Here is a 19,682-nt window from a genome sequence, read left to right as displayed (position 1 = left end):
TTGATCAATCATCCGCTGGATTGCCCCATTTGCGATAAGGCGGGCGAGTGCATGCTGCAGGATCAATACATGATGTTCTCGGGGGACAAATCCCGCTTCAATGAAGAAAAGGTCGCCAAAGAAAAGCTTTATATTTTCAGCGATCGCATTATTTATGATGCCGAACGCTGCATCGCCTGTTCCCGCTGTGTTCGGTTTACCAGAGAAGTGTCGAAGACCAATAAATTGGGATTGGTCGAAAGGGGCGATAAAACTTATGTGTCTTTGGCGCCAGGCGATACGTTTGATGATCCATACAGCTATTGCGTCACCGATATCTGTCCTGTGGGTGCTTTGACCAGTCGCCAATTTCGATTCAAAGAGCGAGTGTGGAATCTGCATAAAACCGATTCCATTTGTGCAGGCTGTTCCAGGGGCTGCAACATCATCATTGAGACCAAGAACAACAAAATTTATCGGGTTCGACCTCGTGAAAATCCCAATGTCAACAAATCCTGGATGTGCGATTTCGCCAGGATCTATTATATGAATCCGATTAAAAACCGAGCAACTGGGGTGCAGATCAATCACAAACCAGTCGATTACAAAAATTTTGTGAAGGAAGTTGCCGCTCTATTCAAAGATCATGGCAAGCAGATGGCTTTTGTCGTTTCCTCTTATGCCACTAATGAGGAACTGGCGTTGGCCCAGCAGTTGGTCGAAGCAATAGGGATAACGGGCGTTTTCTTCAAAGCCGATCGGGTCTGGGACGAAAAGACCTGTGAGGTGAGAAGCGATGATATTCTGGTCACCGAAGATAAAACGCCCAATATGGCTGGTGTGAAAAAAACGTTCCCCAGCGCTCAGGATATTTCAAAATTGGTACTCAGCGATTACCAGTACGCTTTTGTCTGGGGACAAAATGCCCCGATGGAAAAATTGGCAGGGTTACAGCTTATCGCTCTTTCTGCCATTAAAGATCAGGTTTTCGAGAAGGCAAAATGGTCGATAGCAGGCCGAATTTCGACCGAGAAGCATGGTTCGTTCACCAATATCGATGGCTATGTGCAATCCTTCCGCAGAGCGATCAAAGGCGAAAATAATTTTGATGAGTTGACGTTGTTTGTGGATGTGTTGAAGGAGCTTGGGGTTCAGCCGATGGGGCGGACGGTAGAAGAAGTTCGGAAATCATTTTAACATTCAAATTGGCTTTTAAATTTAAGAGTAAATCTCATGAAAAATTTAACACGAATAACTTTTGATCCGAATGTTATGGGCGGCAAGCCCTGCATTCGTGGTATGCGTGTTACCGTTGGGATGATCGTTGGACTGGTCGCTTCTGGATATTCGATAAGTGATATTCTCAAGGCTTATCCATATCTGGAAAGAGAAGATATCCAGGAGGCGCTCACTTATGCAGCCTGGCGAATTTAGGATCTGGAACTAACCATAACAAAACAAATTTTTGGGAGGAAATTTTTGACCATGTCCGCAACAGCTGCCATTAAAAATGAGATCCACAATTTGATTGATGAATTACCAGAGAACAAGCTAATCGTAGTATACGATTTTATAAGCTACCTTATGGAAAAAAGTCTAACAGACGAAGATTTTTTATCGATGAAGGAAAAGCATCGCATTTTGAATAATATTCGTGAAGCCTGCCGTGATATCATAGAACAAGAAGCTGGAATTCAGTCCCAAGAGACATTAGAGGAATTCATTAATGAGTTTTCGAATCGTTCCAACTAATCGCTTCAAGAAAGATGTTTTGGAACTGAGCAAAAACTATCCTCATATTTGGTCGGACTTAAAAGAACTGAATCGGATTTTAAATGAAAATGAGCGAGCAGGAGCGTCGTTAGGAAGCAACATTTATAAAATTCGATTGAGATGCACTGATATTTCGAAAGGAAAACGCAGTGGCTATCGTGTTATCAGCTATGTAAAAGATGAAGAGCAAGTGGTTCGGCTTTTGACAATTTATGCAAAGACAAAAATCGGAGATGTGCGAAAGGAAGAAATTTTGCAAATATTAAAAGCAGAGGGCATTATCTAAAAATTTATCAAAGGTAGATTAAATGGAATCCACTTTTTTAGGCATTAATACCGTCAATTTTATCACGAGTTTCCTATTAGCCAGCGCTGTATTTTTGTTTATGTTCACCATGGGCGCATTGATGAGCTGGTCGGAACGAAAACAATCGGCTGTGCTGCAGGATCGCATCGGGGCGAATCGGGCGGCTATTCCCCTACCTGGTGGGAAAAAGCTGGCGCTGTGGGGGTTCATCAATAACCTGGCTGATGCTATCAAGACGTTGGTCAAAGAAGATTTCAAGCCCCGAGCGTATGATTTCTTGATGTACAATCTGGCCATCTTTTTCGCTTTCGTGCCTGCGACAATTACAGCGGCGGTAGTTCCATTTGCGGGGGAGTTGCGACCCGCCGAATTCTTCCAAGCCTGGTATCTGAAATGGATCCCCTGGCTGCCCGAATATTTTGCCAATCACCTGCCTGATTTTAGCTTTCGGGTGCAGGTCGCTGATTTGAACGTCGGTTTGCTCTATATTTTTGCTATTAGCGGACTGAATATTTTCGGCGCCATCCTGGCGGGCTGGTCGTCCAACAATAAGTTCTCCATGATGGGCGGCATGCGGGGCGCCTCTCAGATGATCTCGTACGAAATCAGCATGGGTTTATCACTGCTGGGCTTAATTTTCATTTACCAGCAAGTGGATATTTGGGAATTGGTGCAAGCCCAGCGACAGTTGGCCTGGGGCTGGCTGCCGAAATGGGGCATTTTCTTGCAGCCTGTCGCTTTCTTCCTATTTCTGTTTGCCGCCATCGCCGAAAACAAGCGCATCCCATTCGATTTGCCCGAAGCCGAGTCGGAAATTATCTCAGGCTATTTCACCGAATACTCGGGCTTCAAAATGCTGCTGTTCATGTTCGCTGAATTTATCACCATCGCCTTTGTGGCGGTCATTGTGACGACCCTGTTCTTTGGCGGCTATTCCGTGCCCTATCTCATGGCCGATGGGTTTCATTGGCCCTGGGGCGGATTTACCCCGCTCTCCCATGCGACGGTGGTGATTCTGGAATTACTGTCGTTCACGTTAAAGGTCTTTTTCTTCTGCTGGCTGTTGCAGCAGATGCGGTGGAGTTTACCCCGATTTCGTTATGACCAATTGATGAAATTGGGCTGGCAGATTTTGTTGCCGCTGTCCATTTTAAATTTGATTGTGACGATTATTATTGTAGCGGTTGGTGGGTTTTAATTGTGTTTCTATCACCACCATCTTGACCGCCAATTACACGAATTTGACAAATTACGCTAATTATTAATTAGTACCTGAACGAAAAGCAGTGAATTTTAAATAAAAGTGTCATTCCGAACGAAGTGAGGAATCTGGTGACATTGAGATAGTTGGACTTCCAGATTTCTCCCCCGCCAACTGGCGGCTGGAAATGGCAGAAAGGTGAGTTTTCATTCAAGCACCAATTAACGAAATAAGAATAATTAGCGCAATTAGCGGTCAAAAAGTTGTCTGATACCGTATGGCCTATTTTTTCCAGGTATTGAGAATGAGGAGATTTTAAATATGAGTTACCAATTACCAGACCTGCCCGACATGAAATATTACGATCGCAAGAAACGAACGCTGCTGGATCAGCTTTATGTAAAGGAAATTGGCCGAGGCGTCTGGATCACATCGAAGCATTTGTTCCGAAATTTATTCAAATGGTTCACCTTCCGCAGGGGTGGTGTAGTTGTCTATTATCCCGAAGAACAACGACCCGATTTATCGCCCAATAATCGAGGGAGACATGTTCTGGTGCAACGCACCAACGGCTCGCCCCGCTGCGTGGCCTGTCAGATGTGCGCCACCATCTGCCCAGCGTCCTGCATTACTATCGAGGCTGAAGAAAGCGAGGATCCGATCATTCAAAAGCGGCCCAAAATTTTTAACATCGATGTCAGCCGCTGTATCTTCTGTGGCTTCTGTGTTGAAGCCTGTCCCGTGGACGCCATTCGGATGTTGCCGACAACGGAGAAGCTGGTGGGCTATAATCGTTTCAAAATGGTTTATGATCGGGACACGCTTTTGAATTGGCACCCTGTGGTGAGCGATGATGTGGTGCATGGGTATAATCCATGATTTTGCATCCGTTCTATTTTTTCATTTATTTCATTAATGGGGGCAAGATACTATGCATAAATTTAAAATCGTAGTCGAAAAACATCCTGATGGTTATGTCGCCTATCCTCTTGGTTTAAAGGGCATCGTCGTTGGCGAAGGTGACACTTATGAAGAAGCATTGATGGATGTTAAATCTGCCATTCGTTTTCATATTGAGACTTTTGGCACAGTGATAATAAAAGCATAAGAATTGCATTAAAAATAAATTCAACTTAAGCAAAAAAATGAACCCACTTCTCAAACGAATAACTATAGACCCAAATGTCTGTTTCGGCAAGCCCTGTATTCGTGGTACTCGAATTTGGGTGTCGCTGATTTTGGATTTTTTGGCAAATGGGATGACAATAGCAGAAATTCTTGAGGAATATCCGCACCTAACAGAGGAGGATATTCGAGCAGCCATCGCTTATGGTGCAGAAATGTCCCGTCAACGATATGTGGAAATCCCTGCTGAGGTCGCTGCATGAAATTCAAGCTCGATGAGAATTTTGGCACCCGAACCCAAAATATCTTTCGTGCAGCAGGATATGAAGTACAAACGGTTCGGGATCAAGGATTAGAAGGTTGCTCGGATCGACAACTTTATGACGTATGCTGTTTTGAAAATATTTGTCTCGTAACGCTGGATTTAGACTTTGCAGACCCTATTCATTTTCCACCTGATAAATCTGGTGGAATTGTGGTAATTCGTGTGCCACGAAATCCGAGTCTGCCCCTGTTAGAAAGATTGATAAAACAATTTATCGAAGCGAATAAAAGAATGCCTGTGACAAAAGAATTGTGGATCGTGGAGGTAGGGCGAATTCGGATTCATCAAACTGAAAATGAAGATGAATCTTAGGGCTATCTATTCTCATTGGAGCATAACAATTCAAAGGATTTTTAAATGGATTTCAACATCCTCATGTACTACGCTTTTGGAATCGTCGCCATTGCTGGCGGGTTGGTGCTGCTGTTCGCTAAACATCCCATCCGAGGCGCTATGGGACTTTTGGCGAGCATGGTGGCGCTGGCGGGCATGTACGCCATCCTTCAGGCGCACAGCATCGCCATCTTTCAACTGATCATCTATGCTGGCGCCATTATGGTCTTGATCATCTATTTCATCATGCTATTGGATATCAAGAGCGAAGATTATTTGCGCCCATTTTCAAAATTGTACTGGATTGGTGAGCCGCTCCTCGCTCTGCTGGCCATCTTTTTCATCTATAAATTGTACATCACTATTAGCGGCGAAGCCCAACCCTTCGCCAATCTAAATCCCAATTTGGTGCCCGAGCAATCGGCTCATGAGTTCGGAGGCATTAAAATCTTTTCGAAAAACCTGATGACCAAATATCTGTTCGCCTTTGAATACGTCTCGACATTATTGTTCGCTGCCATCGTGGCAGTGATTTCGATCGTTCAACTGGATTGGAAAGGTCGCAAGAATGAGTAATCCGCTGACTGATTTTATATTTGGAACTGGAGGATTTTTCACCCTCTCGATTGTGATTTTACTGTTTGCCATCGGCAGCGTTACATTTTTGTTTCGGCGCACTCTGCTGCACATGCTAATGGCCGTGGAACTGATGCTCAACGCCGTCAATCTGAGCCTGATCTATTTCTCCCGAGTGCATCAGAATCATGACGGCCAGATTTTTTCGTTGATGATCTTTGTGGTGGCGGCCTGCGAGGTGGCGCTGGGCATCGCCATCATCGTGCACCTGTTCAAACGAACGGGCACGATCAGCGTTGACGCATACACTTCAGAAAGGGGCTAATGGTTTATGGAGAACAGCCTGATTCTTGTTATCGTAATCTTGCCGCTTATCGGTGCTGCGCTAAATGGCATTGTGGCAGCGACCAATGCATATAGAAAAAAACAAATTTGGGGCGAAAAATTCGCTGGCTATCTCGCTTTTTCGACCGTGGCCACTTCTTTTGTCCTTTCGCTCTATGCCGTATTTGTGAAACTGGCAGGCGTCGAGGCGATCAGTTGCACGCCTTATGAATGGGTCACTTCGGGCGGATTGAAAATCAGCCTGACATTTCTCATCGACCATCTCTCCGCCGTCATGCTGTTGGTGGTTACGGGCGTCAGCGCCGTCATTCATTTTTATTCCATCGGCTACATGCACGGCGACGAATCCAGCGTGCGCTATTTTTCCTATTTGAACCTGTTCGTGTTCGCCATGCTGGTGTTGATTCTGGGCAACTCCATGCCCGTGATGTTCGTTGGCTGGGAAGGCGTCGGCCTGTGCAGCTATCTATTGATCGGGTTCTGGTACAAAGATGAAGAAAAAGCGATTGCAGGGAAGAAAGCCTTTATCGTCAATCGCATCGGCGATTTTGGATTTCTGCTGGGAATGTTTTTGATCTTTGCCAATGTCGGCTCACTGACCATCGCCGATGTCAATGAATTCTTCCATCACCATAATACCTTAACGCCGTTCTGGACCAATGTGGCTGCGATCTGCCTTTTTATCGGCGCTACGGGCAAATCAGCGCAATTGCCGCTCTATGTCTGGTTGCCCGATGCCATGGCGGGCCCAACTCCTGTATCGGCACTCATCCATGCGGCAACAATGGTGACGGCAGGAGTGTACATGGTCTGTCGCTTTCATGGACTGTATCTGGCTGCCCCAATTGCGCTGAATGTCGTGCTCTGGGTCGGCGCACTGACGGCCATTTTCTCGGCTACTATTGCCCTTTATCAGAACGATATCAAAAAAGTGCTGGCCTATTCCACGGTCAGCCAGTTGGGATTCATGTTCATGGCGGCAGGGGCAGGCGCATTTGTGATCGCCATTTTCCATTTGATGACCCACGCCTTTTTCAAAGCCTGCCTATTTTTGGGCTCGGGCAGCGTCATTCACGCTATGGGCGGTCAGCAGGACATTCGCTTCATGGGCGGCTTGAAAAAGCACATGCCTGTCACCTATACAACCTTTTTGCTGGCGACACTGGCAATAGCGGGCTTTCCGCCGTTTGCAGGCTTTTTCTCCAAAGATGAGATCCTCTGGAACGTCTTCGCCTCGCATCATGGCAACAAACTGGTCTGGATCATCGGAGCCATCGCTGCGCTGTGCACGGCGTTCTACATGTTCCGATTGGTCTATCTGACCTTCTTCGGCAAATTCAGGGGCACGCACGAACAGGAGCATCACCTCCATGAATCGCCGAAGACCATGACCGTTCCGCTGATGATTCTGGGCGCTCTCTCCCTGGTCGGCGGCTGGATCGGCATTCCCAAGTTGCTCTCTGGCGGCGCCATTCCCAATTTCTTTCATGACTTTTTGGAACCCGCCGTCACAAAATACGGCCATGTCGAAGTCGGCCATTACAGCCATGCCACTGAATTTTCGCTGATGGGCCTCTCGGTTTTGATCGCTGTCATTGGCTGGTACCTGGCACAGACCATCTTTCGTGACCTCAAACGAGAGCTGCCCGATCCCAGCACCTATACTGGCGTGCCCAAAATGCTCTGGAACAAATACTGGGTGGACGAGATCTACGATGCGATCATCGTTCGGCCGCTGAAATATTTATCGACCAATATCTTTTTGAATATTTCCGACAAGAAAATCATCGACGGTGCCGCCGATGGTTCCGCCTTGGGCTGGCGCAAAGCTTCCAGTCTATTTGCTAAGCTCCAGACGGGAAATATGCAGGCGTATGGGTTTTATATGATCGTGGGGATTGCGGTGGCAGTGGTGGTGGCGTTGTATGTGTTTTAAATTGAATTTCAGTATAATCTTTATGTAAATTTGTCTAAAACAATTTAGCGGAGGCGAAAAACAAAATTGAATGATGCCATTATGAGATTTATACAGGAAGGTTATATGCCTTGTGTCAGTCATTTTTTTGGAATCGCCATTTATATGTATTTTAACGATCACACACCGCCTCATTTTCAAGCTGAATATTGAGGTAATGAAGCTTTATATGAAATTGAGACGCTGCGCATTTATGCAGGATATCTTCCACGTCGAGCTCATAATCTCGTCATCGAATGGGCTGACTTGCATCGTTACGAACTGATGGAAAACTGGCAGAGAGCACGACGAGGATTAGCTTTAATCGATATCGAACCACTTGAATAGGGATAAGGAAATGATAAAATTTAATAAATTAATTCGAATCAAATCCGTGACAGTATTAAAAGATTTTTGGGTTCGCCTAGAGTTCACCGATGGAACTCAAAAGGAAATTGACCTGGAACCATTTCTACACGGCCCAATTTTTCAGCCAATAAAGAACAATCCTCTGATGTTTCGATCAGTAAAAGTTGATCCTCACATGGGAACAATTGTGTGGGACAATGGCGCTGATATTGATCCAGATGTTCTCTATTATGGCTTAACACCTGCCTGGATGGAACAAGAAGAGGAACCTGTGCTGAAAGTAGCTGACCATTGATGCTTTAATTGATAACAAAGAAATTGTAAAACCCTGAAAATGTGCGAAATTTTTAAATCAGTTTTATAGGTTGAACCATGCAGATTTATCGCTCAGAAACTGTTGTTTTAAAGGACGGAAGCATATTGATTAAAGGTTTGCCTTTTGAAGCTGGAGATAAAGTAGAGGTTGTCATCCGTCCGCAACAGCCGAAACCAAAGCTAAATGGACGTTATCCATTGCGTGGCACGCAGATAAGATATATTAATCCTTTCGAGAGCGTGGCGGAAGAAGATTGGGAAACTTTGAAATGATAGTGCTCGACACACATATCTGGGTATGGTGGGTTCACGACGACACAAAGCTCACCTCCACACAAATCGAAATAATTAAGGCAAACGAAGATAACATCATTGGCGTCAGTGCAATCTCCTGTTGGGAAGTGGCAAAGCTCATAGAGCTAAAGCGGCTTGAAATTCCCTGTGAGATAAGCGACTGGTTTGAGCAAGCTTTGAGCTATCCTGGAATTCGTGTCTTGGAACTAACACCCGAAATAGCGATTGAGTCAACACAATTGCCTGGCAAATTTCATCGTGATCCAGCAGATCAAATGATTGTTGCAACTGCCAGAATTTATCATTGTCCATTAGTTACATCTGATATTAAGATACTCCGTTATTCACATGTTAAAACGGTATCGTGAAATTAATGGACTAAATGAAGTGAATTTTAAATATGACAAAGAAACCGACAGCCTGGTCATTATTTTCCGTCATACTGACATCGAGGATACAGAGGAAATAAGACCAGGGGTGATTGCCGATTTTGATGAAGAAGGATTATTGGTTTCGCTGGAAATTTTAAATGCATCTAAAAAAGTCGAATCGCCTGATAGGATCAACTATTATTCAGTGGAAAATGAACCTGTGTTAAAAGTCGCAGACCATTAAATCCCTTGGGTTGTTTCAATCCGTTGGATAAAAAAATAAAAAATCTGATCCAATATATTCATACCAAAAATATGAAAATTTAAGTTCGGAGTCATAAATGGGTTTAATATCCTGGACACTCTTCATCCCCCTGCTCGGCGCAGTTTTGATGATGTTTATCCCAAGCAGCAAAGCTGACGAAAAATCTGGCGCATCGAAATTTGGCTGGATCGCCCTGGTGGTCTCTTCCCTCGCCATGATCGTCTCGTTCTTCATCGTGGCGGGATTTGATAATTCGATCGTGAATTATCAATTCGTGGAACAAGCCGAGTGGATCCCCCAATTTGGGTTGAACTATCATGTCGGCATCGATGGCATTTCGATTTTGCTGTTTATGTTAACCACCATCATGATGCCATTCACCGTGCTGAGTTCCTACAAATATATCGAGAAGCGGAAAAAAGAATATTACATCTGGCTGCTGTTCCTGGAATTCTCCATGCTCGGCGCTTTCGTAGCGCTCAACCTGTTCATCTTTTACATTTTCTGGGAATTGATGCTGATCCCTATGTTCTTTTTGATCGGCATCTGGGGCGGGCCGAGAAGGATCTATGCCACCATCAAATTCGTCTTGTTCACCGTGGTCGGCTCACTCATGATGCTGGCGGGCATCATCTATCTGGCCATTCAGGCCCGACAGCATTTCGGCGCCTTTACTTTTGAATTCGAGCAACTGCTGCAATTGGATATTCCTGTACAAACCCAGCTCTGGCTTTTCGCTGCCTTTGCACTGGCTTTCGCCATTAAAGTGCCCATGTTCCCGTTCCACACCTGGCTGCCCGATGCCCACGTGGAAGCCCCGACGGCTGGATCGGTCATCCTGGCGGGTGTGCTGCTAAAAATGGGCGGCTACGGTTTCGTCCGCTTGGGGATTCCGCTATTTGGCGAAGCAGCGATCAAAGCCGCTCCCTTGATGCAAACTCTGGCCGTGATCGGCATTGTTTATGGCGCCTGCCTGGCTCTGGCCCAATCTGACTTGAAAAAATTGGTCGCCTATTCCTCTATCAGCCATCTGGGCTACGTCATGTTGGGACTTTTTGCCCTGACGCCCGAAGCCATCGAAGGCTCGATCCTCCAAATGGTCAATCACGGTGTTTCCACAGGGGCACTCTTTATTCTGGTCGGAATAATTTATGAACGCCGCCACACCCGTGAAATTGCTGAGTTCGGCGGTTTGGCCTATCGGCTGCCGTTGTTCGCCGTCGCATTCATGATTATTACCCTATCATCAATCGCTCTGCCAGGCACTAACGGATTTGTCGGTGAATTTTTGATCTTGTTGGGCAGCTTCAAGAGCGCTTGGGCGCATTTCGTCGCTAATCAAGGGGCGTTCCGATTGGTGCTGATGGTCTTCGCCACCTCAGGTGTGATCCTCGGCGCCTATTACATGCTCTGGATGGTGCAACGGGTTTTCTTTGGTCCATTGAAAAATGAAAAGAATAAAAATCTAAAAGATCTGAGTCTGCGAGAAATGATCGTGTTGTTGCCGTTTATCATTTTCGTGTTCTGGATCGGCATTTATCCGAAGACTTATTTGAATAAGATGCACACCTCGGTTGCTCATTACGTTGCGCAATATCAGCCAGAGGTTTTGAAACAAGAGATGGTCAAAATTCAGCAGCCTGAAATAAAAGAGATACGAACTGAAGACCAAACCATTATTCATGAAACCCATTAGATTAGATTTTTGTGCTGTTTAATCAGACGAAAGTGAAGTGCGTCATTCCGAACGAAGCGGAGTGGGGAATCTTTATATTTTAAAACAGGTCGGCTTGATAAACAGATTTCTCGCTTCGCTCGAAATGACCTGCATTTACTGATCAATTTTAATAATCTAAATAAGCAGTGTAAAATACAAATAGCTTAATAATTTTTTCCAACGGACTGAAACAACCCAACGGATTTTACCCAGGGGCTTCTCATCCGTTGGGTTGTTTCTATCAGTTCGAGAAAATAAGATACAATCAAATATCATATCTGGAATCGCTTATGACTGAGACATCATTTCAACTTTCATTTCTAATTGGAGAAATCAGCCTGGTCGCCCTGATCGTCATTCTAACCCTGGTCGATGCCCTGCAGCGCCCCATTTTTGCTCTGTTCAAGGAAGATCAGCCAACCGTTGCCCTGGAAAATCGCAACCGACAATCGAGCTGGCTGGCGGGTATTGGCCTGATCCTCGTCGGCATTTTGTATTTTATCTTCGGCACAGCCACGTCGGGCGAACGGGTTTTGTTATTGAATCACTCGCTTAGTTCTGGTGGTGGGGTTTATATTGGCAAACTGGCGCTGATCGGAGCAGGTTTATTAGCCATTCTAATGTCCGCCCGCTATACCTTGAGCCAGGCCATCCCTGCTATCGACTATTATCTGCTGCTGTGTTTTTCGCTGTTGGGCGCATTAACTCTGATCGCCGCTGAAAATTTTCTCATGATCTTCCTCTGCCTGGAAATGATGTCCATCCCCATTTACGCCCTGGTCGGGCTGAAAAAATACAATCCCCGTGCAGGCGAATCGGCCATGAAATATTTGCTATTGGGCGGATTTTCTTCAGCCTTTTTATTACTTGGCATTTCGTTTCTGTACGGCACAACGGGCAGCCTGGTCGTCTCCGAGGTCATGTCCAATCTGTCCTTCACTGCCGTCACAACCGATTCGTTGTTATCAGGCCTGGGGTTGATCTTTCTGTTCATTGGATTGGCGTTCAAGGTCTCCATGGTCCCCTTCCACGCCTGGACGCCCGATGTGTACGAGGGCGCAGCCACACCGATCACCGCTTTCATGAGCGTCGCAGTCAAATTAGCCGCCTTCGCCGTGATCTTGAAAATATTTGCTGGCTCGGTTTCTTTCGGAAAATTTGACTCTGTCTTTCAAGTGATCTTCGGATTTTTCGCCCTGATTACCGTTATCTACGGCAATTCTGTCGCCATCGTTCAGAAAAATGTGAAACGCATGTTGGCGTATTCGTCCATCGCCCATGCGGGATATATGGGATTAGCCCTGGCGCCCATGAGCCATAAAATCGAAGCGGTTCAAGCCGTGTTGTTTTACGGTATCGGCTATATTGCCATGAACATGCTGGCCTTCGGCGTGCTGGTCTATCTCACTCATAAAAACCAATATTGTGAAACGTTGGACGATTTGAAGGGCGTGGCCCGAAAATATCCTGGTGCCGCCGCCATGATGGTGGTCGCCATGTTCTCTCTGGCTGGGCTTCCGCCTGCGGTCGGCTTTGTCGGAAAAGTGCAAATCTTTCTGCAACTATTGGAAGGCCAGATGTACGTCACCGCCGTGATCGCTTTGATTTTCAGCCTGGTCGCCCTTTATTTCTACATCAATGTGCTGGTGGTGATGTACATGAAAGAGCCCGAGAAAGAAATTGAAGATATCGGAAAGCAGGGTTTGATCCCAATGTGGCTATCGTTAGGATTAGCAGCGATCTTTGTGATCATCCTGGGCGTGCTGCCATCGCCGTTATTGAACTGGTCATTGAAATGGGCTGAAGCGCTGTTTTAAAAGTGAATTAACCGTCATTGCGAGCGAATAGGCTGTGCGAAAATGTTGAATATATTCTGTGAATGTCATTCCGAGCGAAGCGAGGAATCTGATTAAAGCACAAGATATATAGATTCCTCACTACGCTGCGCTCCGTTCAGAATGACAGCAAGATCAGACAGCATGGAAGCAAAGCAATCTATATCTTAGACATCCCAAAAACACGAAATCCCCGCTCTGGGGATTTTTTATTTTTCGAGGTCAAATCGATGATTAAAAATCTAGAGTGACCAAAAAATGTGGCCTCAGAATTGAAAGGCCTCAGAAAATATTTTTATGAGCCTTTCTCCTTCTGTATGCAAATCATTCCCACGATTGCTTCAAAGAGAAATCCAATTGGCGGAATTCGATCAATTGGCGGAATTGGCGGTCAAAAATTTCACCCAAAAATTCAGTCTCAGAAAACATTTTTGAGACCTTTCCCTTCTGAATGCAAATCATTCCCAAGATTGCTTCAAAGAGAAATCCAATTGGCGCAATTCGATCAATTAGCGGAATTAGCGGTCAAAAATTTCACCCAAAAATTCAGTCTCAGAAAACATTTTTGAGACCTTTCATTTCTGTATGCAAATCATTCCCAAGATTGCTTCAAAGAGAAATCCAATTGGCGCAATTCGATCAATTGGCGGAATTGGCGGTCAAAAATTTCACCCAAAAATTCAGTCTCAGAAAACATTTCTGTGACCTTTCATTTCTGAGACCAATTCCCTTCCATTTTCATTTCTGTGAGATTCCAATTCTGTGGGAAGAAAATCCCGAAGAATCACCTTTCAGCTTTCTCCTCCCTGAACGTCCAGAAATTATTCACCGAATAATTCAAAATCGTCCCCACCGCAATCCCGATTAAATTCGAGATCAAATAATAGACATGAAAAAAATGAGTGAGAACCCACAAGATTCCCAGATTCCCAATATAAGCCGCAATACTGCTCACCAAAATGAATTTCGCCATTCGGGTTAAGTACGCCCTTACGCCTGGCTCGCCCCGATCCCGCCAGGTCCAGAGATCGTTCCAGATGAAATTGCTGATCATCGCCAGGGCAATGGCCAGCACGCTGGAGATCAAATAATAAAGCCCCACGACCTCAGTGAAAAACCAAAGCCCGCCCATATTGACAAAGATTCCGCTCCCGCCCACAATGCCAAATTTGGCGAAGCGAACGACATCGAAGCCGAGTTTTTCAGAAAATTTTGTTAGAACCGAGTTCATGCGGCAGGCCCTTTGTAGTTGTAACAGCGATAAATGTAAAACACCCTGAACACCCGCCCCCGATGGATGATCTGCAATGGCGGCTCTTCTACCACCGAATCAAAATATTTTCGGACATTATCCATATTGCGATAACGCTGGGCATCGCTGGTGATGAAGATGGCGTTTTTGCCGATCAATTCATTAAAATTTGTCCAATAGGTGTACTGCAAGCCCTTTTCGCCGATGATCTCGCCCGCATGGGTCGGCTCATGATGGGGCGTGTAAAAAGTGATCTCACTGGGGATCTTGTATTCGTGCCCGAAAATAAATGTGTCCTCGCCCATTTCCTGTTTAATTTGCATGACCCGTGCTGACAATTCCTGCCAACCCGTCCAGGTATCGCCCTTGCGGCTGGGGAAGATGGGAACGATGGGCATCAGGTGCATGAACAGAACGATCACCAATCCGAGGATGAGCCCTGGCGTGAACCATTTTTTGAATCGCTCCGACCAGCGGGTCTGCGCCGATTGGATCCAGGCGATGCTGGCGATGATCGATGTGATATATGCAGGCGCCAACCAGTTCATCTTCACCAGGCTGCGAAAACTCGATAGCGTAAAAATCAAATAGACAGGCAGGGCGATCCAGAACAGCAGGGAATGTCTGTCATCTTTTGTTTTGAAGCTGCGCCAGCCGCTCTGCGCCCAGCCGACCAGTACCAGAAAAAACAGATAGGGTGTCAGCATCCCCAATTGCGAGCCGATGAGTTGGAAGAAATAATCCAGCCGCAGCCGCCGCATCTGCGAAAATCGGCTGGACGATTGGAACAAGAAGGACGCCCACTCGTGCTGCGAATTCCAGATAATCACAGGGCTGAAAATGACCAATGCCAGCACCAATCCCAGATAGGGATGAACCGACAACAGCCACTTTCGTTGCGAAGCCGATAAAAGCAAGTAAACGAAAATGCCAGGCACAATTAAAATCGCCGTATATTTGCTCAATAATCCAAATCCCAGCGCCGCTCCTGCCAGATACCACCATTGCCACTGATCCGATTCCCGCAGCCGCACCAGGCTATACACAATCAGCGCCCAGAAGAACAGAAACGGCACATCGGGCGTGATGATCATCGACCCGATGGAGAACATCACTGTGCAATTCATGGCGATGACCGACAGCAACGCCCAACGCTCATTGCCAAACAGTCGTCGGGTGATAGAATAGAGCACCAGCATCAGCCCGATGGAAAAAACAATGCTGCCCAAGCGAATAAAGAACACACTGTCCCCACCGATCCAGGTAAAGAAAGCGATGATATACGCCGTCATCGGCGGATGATCAAAATAGCTCAGCGCCAGGTGCTTGGCGTATTTCCAGTAGTAGGCTTCCTGAGGGACCAGCGGGACGAAGTTGACATAGACCAACCGAAATACCGTGATCAGCACAATAAAGATAATGAGTCTCTTGAAATGATCAGTCATACCTGCAACTACCTTTAAAAATTGTAACAACACCATGATTTATCATGGTGGGCTAGGAGAATGGTAGGATGGGAGAAGATAATGGTAGGGTGGTAGGAGATAGTGCCCCATCATGCTGTATCCCTATCATGATGCAAGCAGCGCCCTCGAGCCCCCTCCCGCTCCTACCCATCCTCCTCATCCCACACCCCATATCGAACCGCCCACCCCTTATATTCTTCCTGAAACGACTTCCGCCGATGATGCGCATCTTGATTCTTGATATAATTCTCCACCCTCATAAGCTGGGAAGCGCTGACAGAGAATGCGCCATAGCCCCGCTGCCAGGCAAATTTTCCCTGGATCAAATTGCATTCGTTGATCCAGTTCGAACATTCCCCCTTTAGATTCTGCACAATTTCCGCAAGCGTCTTGTTGGACGGCAGGATGAACAAAATATGAACGTGGTCGGGCTGAATGTTCATCTTGACGATAATGATGTCCAATTCTTTCGCTCGCTCCACCAGATGGCGAAATATCTTCAACCGCAACTCTGGAGTTAAGATCCGCTGGCGCTCATACGTTCCCCAGATCAGATGCACGTATATTCTGACTTTGGAGTGGATGGCCATGCCTCCTCCCTGAGTTAGGATTAGCAGTTGACACTCTCGACCGCACCATGAGTTATGGGGCTCTGACTTGCTATGCAGCTCCACGATGATGCGCTGCGCCTCGATGCGGCACTGCACCACGATGCTGCACTGCATCTCGACGCTGCACTCCTCCACGATGCTGCGCTGCATCTCGACCCTGCACTACACTCTCACTCCACCATGATAAATCATGGTGTTCCTACAACAAGGGCACTACCCTATCCCGCTTGTAAGAACACCATGATTCATCATGGTGTTCATCATGGTGTCCCCTACCATCACGGTGCCCCGATCATCATAGTGCCTACCATCATGGTGCTCCTATCATCATCGTGTCTATCGTCATCAGGTCCATCGTCATAGTGCCTATCATCATCCTGCCCATCCTCATGGTCTCTCTCACCATGCTGTATCTCATCATCGTCCTCTGTCACTGCGCAGCCCTGCACAGGCGAAAGCCCAAGTAGTCGTAGCGGTGATCGGGAGCGTAGTAGTCCCGATCCGCACACCGTACGTACCTGGCGTAACTGCTCCAGCTACCGCCACGGATCACACGGTCGGCGCCTGTCGCAGGTCCCGTGGGATTATTCGGAGGGCTTTTACTGTAATAGTTTTCATCATACCAATCGGCGCACCACTCCCAGACATTCCCCGACATATCGTACAAGCCCAGCGCATTGGGCGCAAAGCTCGCCACGGGCGTAGTTTGCCGCCGATAAACACCAGCTACTGAATACGAATATTTTTCGCTTGGATCAAAATTAATCTCCCTCGGATCCGCAATATTTTTGCCATTGCCAAAGCGGACTCGCTTGCCGCCCTCTCGAGCTGCATACTCCCACTCCGCCTCGGTGGGCAGCCGAAAATTGCCACCTGTTCTCGCATTCAATTTGCGGATGAACTCCTGCACGTCATTCCAGGAGACAGTTTCAACTGGCAGGTTATCACCTTTAAAGGAAGATGGATTGCTTCCCATGATCTCCACCCACTGCTGCTGGGTCACCTCGGTCTTGCCTAGGTAAAAATCCGACACCGTCACCGAATGCACGGGCTGTTCATCACCCTCCCCTTCATTAAACGTATCGCCCATGTCAAAGGTGCCGCCTTTAATGAACACCAGTTCAATGCCATTCACCACAATGGTCGCAGGCGGGGTAGAGCTGGGTAATGAAGGAGCTGTCACGCTTCTATCGCCTGCAGCCGCTGGCTGGTGATCCTTCAGGGCAGAGATTTTAAACCGAGCGACCACGGTCAACAGAAAATTATCACTGCTGCCTGGCACAGGATAGAGCCAGATCTTGTCCACCTCCCGAAAAATGTCCTTGGCGCTGCCCGTTTTATCGGACGCCAGCATGTAATTGACCACCTCGGTCTCGTGGATAAACTGCTCCACCTTGGAGTAGCTCTGTTTGATCTGGCCGCAGACATCTACGGCGGTCTTGGCAATATCCTCTTCGGGCTTGCCCTCGGCCGTGACATTGACCATCTCTTTCAATATCAGCTCTTTTTCTTTGGCCGCAATCATCTGGTCCTGCAGCTCTTTGATCTTCCGATCAAAATAGCTCAACGCTCGATTGATACAACCTGCAATATCCTGGGAATTGTAGATGACATCGGTTTTGCCCTCGATGGTCTCTTTCAGCAGGCGGCTGCGATTGGCCAGGCTGTTTTTCAATTCAGCGATCTCGTCATCCACCTTTTTCAGGTTGGCATTGCCCTGTGCCATAATCTGCTGCTGGCGGCGGGTGGACATGGCGTTGGAGCTATTGACCACTTCCCGAGCCGAGCTCACCTCCGCTTCGATTTCTTTAATTTCAGCCTCGGGTATGCCCGCCAGTTTCAAACGGGCTTGAAAATCATATTCGGTCAGGAAATTGACCGTCACATGGTTGCTACCCGTCGGCAGGTAGGGCGTGGTGGCGGCCAGCGCTTTTTTGAGCGGCGCCACATTGACCTTCACCAGATAGAGAAACTTGGTGCGATTGGCAATGATGCGGGAGATGTATTGTTTTTCAATGCCCATTTCGCCGCTGATGGTGGCTTTGATCTGGTCGAACAACAATTTATTATCCTGCACCACGGTCAAACTGGAGACAAACACGCCGTTCAAATCCTCGATGGCGATGGGCGCCAATAATTTTTCCGCCTGGCTCGAGAGCTGTTCTTTGGAGGCAAACGGGTCGATATCGTTCAGCACCACCAGGTACAAGCCGTAATACACAATATTTGCCAGATCCTGCTGGATCTGCGCTTTGATTTCGCTACGGCTCTTTTCTTTGAGCGCAATTTGCTCCTCCATCTTTTTGATATCGACCAGCTTCAGCAGCTCCTGCTTATCCATGAACACGCCAGTCATCTGATTTTTGATGAGCGCAATCTGGTTGTCCACGGCATTGTTGTTCTTTTTAATTTGAATTTTTAACTCCTCGATATCGATGGGAGTATAAAGTTTTCTGGTGGCAGCGATCTTGCGACTGATGGCGTTTTTTTCAATAGAGGTTCTGTCGAAGACCAAAGGGCTTAGCGGTTCATAATACTGCGAGAATAGAGAGGTTGTAATGATCAGGATTGCGACCAAAATCAGAATGTATCTCATTTTCACGTTCCTCCTCCAGAGAACTGTGTTTGTGGTATGCGTGAATCTTGGATGATGGGACTTTATTTTTTGAGAGGAAAATACAAAATATTCAGCTAATTGTCAAGCAGTAAATCGAAGCCTCAGAGGTTTAGAACAATAAATAAAAAAGCCTCGATCTGTTTTGGATTGAGGCTTTATTAATTGATAGCAGCGACCTACTCTCCCATCCGCTAACTGGCCATAAGCGTCAACCTAAGAGAAGAATATTATTCTGGGCGATCCAGCAAATGCCTATTAGCGTCCACATAAGATATTTTTTTCGCAGAGACCGCTGAAGCGGTCAGCAACTCTGTTTAATTTATCATATTGACGCCCGAATTAATTCGGGCGTCAATGATAAACTCGTATTACTATCAATAACCGTTTTAACGGTTTTAACATTTTTGAGCTTAGGTTGACGCCAAAGGCCAACTGGCGGACAGTACCTTCGGCGCTATCCGCCTCATCCGTGAATGAAATAAAAAAAGCCTCAATCTCATCGACTGAGGCTTTATCAATTAATTCCCGGCAACGACCTACTCTCCCGCCCCGTTCCCAGGACAGTACCATCGGCGCTGGAGGGCTTAACTTCTCTGTTCGGAATGGGAAGAGGTGTTTCCCCTCCGCTATGGTCACCGGAATTTTTTGTCAA

General features: G+C 46.7%; 22 protein-coding genes, 1 rRNA gene and 1 pseudogene. 19 read left to right on the top strand and 5 right to left on the bottom strand.

From position 1 onward, the window contains the following. From ONB37_12290 to ONB37_12200, 19 genes and pseudogenes are all read left to right on the top strand, one after another. Nucleotides 1-1,176 (top strand): hypothetical protein (locus ONB37_12290; protein ID MDZ7400932.1); only part of this gene is annotated, 1,176 nt, incomplete at its 5' end. 36 nt (nt 1,177-1,212) lie between these two features. Next, nucleotides 1,213-1,413 (top strand): DUF433 domain-containing protein, encoded by a 201-nt coding sequence (locus ONB37_12285; protein MDZ7400931.1) that lies wholly within the window; start codon nt 1,213-1,215, stop codon nt 1,411-1,413. 51 nt (nt 1,414-1,464) lie between these two features. Next, complete coding sequence (locus ONB37_12280) at nt 1,465-1,731, top strand: DUF2281 domain-containing protein (GenBank protein MDZ7400930.1); 267 nt, start codon at nt 1,465-1,467, stop codon at nt 1,729-1,731. Beyond that, nucleotides 1,706-2,038 (top strand): hypothetical protein, encoded by a 333-nt coding sequence (locus tag ONB37_12275; GenBank protein ID MDZ7400929.1) that lies wholly within the window; start codon nt 1,706-1,708, stop codon nt 2,036-2,038. The genes ONB37_12280 and ONB37_12275 overlap by 26 nt, the downstream gene beginning before the upstream one ends. A gap of 22 nt (nt 2,039-2,060) precedes the next feature. Further along, nucleotides 2,061-3,257 (top strand): NADH-quinone oxidoreductase subunit H, encoded by a 1,197-nt coding sequence (locus ONB37_12270; GenBank protein ID MDZ7400928.1) that lies wholly within the window; start codon nt 2,061-2,063, stop codon nt 3,255-3,257. 324 nt (nt 3,258-3,581) lie between these two features. Next, entirely contained in the window at nt 3,582-4,139 is a 558-nt protein-coding gene (locus ONB37_12265) for an NADH-quinone oxidoreductase subunit I (protein MDZ7400927.1), read from the top strand. Nucleotides 4,140-4,191: 52 nt separating this feature from the next. After that, nucleotides 4,192-4,368: a type II toxin-antitoxin system HicB family antitoxin gene (locus tag ONB37_12260; protein MDZ7400926.1), complete on the top strand. Its 177-nt coding sequence runs from the start codon at nt 4,192-4,194 to the stop codon at nt 4,366-4,368. A 37-nt stretch (nt 4,369-4,405) separates the two neighbouring features. Continuing rightward, nucleotides 4,406-4,648, top strand: coding sequence for a DUF433 domain-containing protein (locus ONB37_12255; protein ID MDZ7400925.1), 243 nt, complete (start codon nt 4,406-4,408; stop codon nt 4,646-4,648). After that, nucleotides 4,645-5,022, top strand: coding sequence for a DUF5615 family PIN-like protein (locus ONB37_12250; GenBank protein MDZ7400924.1), 378 nt, complete (start codon nt 4,645-4,647; stop codon nt 5,020-5,022). Before ONB37_12255 ends, ONB37_12250 begins: the two co-directional genes overlap by 4 nt. Nucleotides 5,023-5,067: 45 nt before the next feature. Next, nucleotides 5,068-5,619 carry an NADH-quinone oxidoreductase subunit J gene (locus ONB37_12245; protein MDZ7400923.1) on the top strand — a complete coding sequence of 184 codons (552 nt, stop codon included), beginning with the start codon at nt 5,068-5,070 and terminating at the stop codon, nt 5,617-5,619. After that, on the top strand, nt 5,612-5,944 hold the full coding sequence (gene nuoK, locus ONB37_12240; protein MDZ7400922.1) for an NADH-quinone oxidoreductase subunit NuoK: 333 nt from the start codon (nt 5,612-5,614) through the stop codon (nt 5,942-5,944). Before ONB37_12245 ends, nuoK begins: the two co-directional genes overlap by 8 nt. Before the next feature lie 6 nt (nt 5,945-5,950). After that, nucleotides 5,951-7,900, top strand: coding sequence for an NADH-quinone oxidoreductase subunit L (gene nuoL / locus ONB37_12235; protein ID MDZ7400921.1), 1,950 nt, complete (start codon nt 5,951-5,953; stop codon nt 7,898-7,900). 105 nt (nt 7,901-8,005) lie between these two features. After that, a pseudogene (locus ONB37_12230) lies at nt 8,006-8,266 on the top strand (DUF4160 domain-containing protein). A 10-nt stretch (nt 8,267-8,276) separates the two neighbouring features. Beyond that, a complete protein-coding gene (locus ONB37_12225) occupies nt 8,277-8,582 on the top strand; it encodes a DUF2442 domain-containing protein (protein ID MDZ7400920.1) in 306 nt (101 codons plus the stop codon). Nucleotides 8,583-8,659: 77 nt separating this feature from the next. Further along, nucleotides 8,660-8,875, top strand: coding sequence for a hypothetical protein (locus tag ONB37_12220; GenBank protein MDZ7400919.1), 216 nt, complete (start codon nt 8,660-8,662; stop codon nt 8,873-8,875). Further along, complete coding sequence (locus ONB37_12215; protein ID MDZ7400918.1) at nt 8,872-9,264, top strand: type II toxin-antitoxin system VapC family toxin; 393 nt, start codon at nt 8,872-8,874, stop codon at nt 9,262-9,264. Before ONB37_12220 ends, ONB37_12215 begins: the two co-directional genes overlap by 4 nt. After that, on the top strand, nt 9,245-9,511 hold the full coding sequence (locus ONB37_12210) for a DUF2283 domain-containing protein (GenBank protein MDZ7400917.1): 267 nt from the start codon (nt 9,245-9,247) through the stop codon (nt 9,509-9,511). Before ONB37_12215 ends, ONB37_12210 begins: the two co-directional genes overlap by 20 nt. Nucleotides 9,512-9,608: 97 nt before the next feature. After that, nucleotides 9,609-11,228: an NADH-quinone oxidoreductase subunit M gene (locus ONB37_12205; GenBank protein MDZ7400916.1), complete on the top strand. Its 1,620-nt coding sequence runs from the start codon at nt 9,609-9,611 to the stop codon at nt 11,226-11,228. Between the two features lie 311 nt (nt 11,229-11,539). Then, entirely contained in the window at nt 11,540-13,066 is a 1,527-nt protein-coding gene (locus ONB37_12200; GenBank protein MDZ7400915.1) for an NADH-quinone oxidoreductase subunit N, read from the top strand. An 802-nt stretch (nt 13,067-13,868) separates the two neighbouring features. Here the strand turns inward: ONB37_12200 and ONB37_12195 are convergent. The 5 genes from ONB37_12195 to rrf form a co-directional block, all read right to left on the bottom strand. Then, entirely contained in the window at nt 13,869-14,315 is a 447-nt protein-coding gene (locus ONB37_12195; protein MDZ7400914.1) for a GtrA family protein, read from the bottom strand. Further along, nucleotides 14,312-15,781, bottom strand: coding sequence for a glycosyltransferase family 39 protein (locus ONB37_12190; GenBank protein MDZ7400913.1), 1,470 nt, complete (start codon nt 15,779-15,781; stop codon nt 14,312-14,314). Before ONB37_12190 ends, ONB37_12195 begins: the two co-directional genes overlap by 4 nt. A gap of 164 nt (nt 15,782-15,945) precedes the next feature. Then, complete coding sequence (gene tnpA, locus ONB37_12185) at nt 15,946-16,563, bottom strand: IS200/IS605 family transposase (GenBank protein MDZ7400912.1); 618 nt, start codon at nt 16,561-16,563, stop codon at nt 15,946-15,948. A 280-nt stretch (nt 16,564-16,843) separates the two neighbouring features. After that, nucleotides 16,844-19,009, bottom strand: a complete 2,166-nt coding sequence (locus ONB37_12180) for an SUMF1/EgtB/PvdO family nonheme iron enzyme (GenBank protein MDZ7400911.1) — start codon at nt 19,007-19,009, stop codon at nt 16,844-16,846. 544 nt (nt 19,010-19,553) lie between these two features. Further along, a 5S ribosomal RNA gene (gene rrf, locus ONB37_12175) occupies nt 19,554-19,670 on the bottom strand. Nucleotides 19,671-19,682: the final 12 nt, after the last annotated feature.

This window comes from candidate division KSB1 bacterium (assembly GCA_034506395.1).
Lineage (GTDB): Bacteria > Zhuqueibacterota > Zhuqueibacteria > Thermofontimicrobiales > Thermofontimicrobiaceae > Thermofontimicrobium.
This window is presented reverse-complemented; position numbering and strand designations above follow the sequence as displayed.